A 1449-nucleotide genomic window follows, 5' to 3' on the forward strand; every position below is an offset into this window, starting at 1 on the left:
GGTCCGGCAGATGGCCACGATCGAGGCTCAGCGCGAGACGATCGCGAAGTTGGAAGCAACGGTGGAGCGGCTGACCGCCCGGGTCGCCGAGCTGGAACGCCGGCAGAACCGCAATTCGGGGAACTCCTCGTTACCGCCGTCCAGCGACACCTTCGTCCGTCCGGACAAGCAGCCGCCGGTCAAGAGCGGGCGGACGCGGGGGCGCCAGCCCGGCGCTCCGGGCAACGGCCTGGCCATGGCCGAGGTCCCCGACGAGGTCGCCGACCACCTCCCGGCGGCCTGCGGCGGATGCGGGAAACAGCTGTCGGTCACCGACAGCGTTGGCTACTCGCGCCGCCAGGTCCGCGACATTCCCCTGGTCACCGTGACGGTGACCGAGCACCGGGCGCATCGCTGCCGGTGCGACGGGTGCGGCGCTGTCACCGGCGCGGACATGCCCGGGCAGGTGGCGGGTGCGCCGTCGTCGTACGGGCCGAACCTGCGCGCACTCGCCGCCTATCTGTTGGTGTTCCAGCACGTGCCGGTGGAGCGCTGCGCCCAGTTGATCGCCGACGTCACCGGAGCCCGGGTCTCACCCGGCTGGGTGTCGTCGATCCTGGCCGAGGCCGCCACGCTGGTCGCCGGCAGCATCACGGTGATCCGCGCGCTGCTGACGCTCACGCATGTGCTGCACGTCGATGAGACCACCACCCGGATCGGGGCGGCGCGCCGCTGGCTGCACGTGGCCTGCACCACCACCCTGACCCTGCTCGGCCTGGGCGAACGCTCCCGGCAGGGCGCCAACTCCCTCGGCATCCTGCCCGAGTTCCGCGGGGTGCTGGTGCACGACTCGCTGTCGCTCTACAACGGCTACCCGCACGCTCGTCACCAACTGTGCGGGGCACATCTGATCAGGGAGCTGACCGCGGCGGCCGAGGATCATCCCGCTCAGCGGTGGCCGGCGCAGATCCGGTGGGCGCTGGCCGAGTTGAACAAGCAGACCATCAAGGCCCGCGAGAAGGGGCTGGCCGAGATCCCGCCCGAGCGGGCGCGGATCTACCTCGAATCCTTCCACCACGGGATCGCGGTCGGGCTGTCGCTGCATCCCCGCGCCCCTGGGCGGAAACAGTCCCCGGCCCGTAACCTGCTGGAACGCCTGCGGGACCGGGCTGATGAGGTGCTGCGCTTCGCCGACTTCCCCGGCTGGGTGCCCTTCACGAACAACACCGGGGAGCGCGCGCTGCGCCCGGTCAAGACGCAGGTGAAGATCTCCGGCTGCCATCAATCCGAAGACGGTGCCGCGCACTGGCTGACCGTCCGCTCCTACCTCGACAGCGCCCGCAAGCACGGGCTGAGCGCCTTCGAGGCGATCCACCGCGCCTTTACCGGCAACCTCTGGATGCCGCCGGTCGCACTCGACGCCTGATCAGCACGAATCACCCAACGTCACAGAACCTTCTGATTGCTTAC

General features: G+C 70.2%; 1 protein-coding gene. It reads left to right on the forward strand.

Annotation, left to right across the window (positions count from 1 at the left end):
• A partial coding sequence (gene tnpC, locus V5E28_RS48965) for an IS66 family transposase (protein ID WP_336217185.1) occupies positions 1-1405 on the forward strand: 1405 nt, incomplete at its 5' end.
• Positions 1406-1449: the final 44 nt, after the last annotated feature.

It is taken from the genome of Nonomuraea sp. LPB2021202275-12-8, assembly GCF_037044575.1.
Lineage (GTDB): Bacteria > Actinomycetota > Actinomycetes > Streptosporangiales > Streptosporangiaceae > Nonomuraea.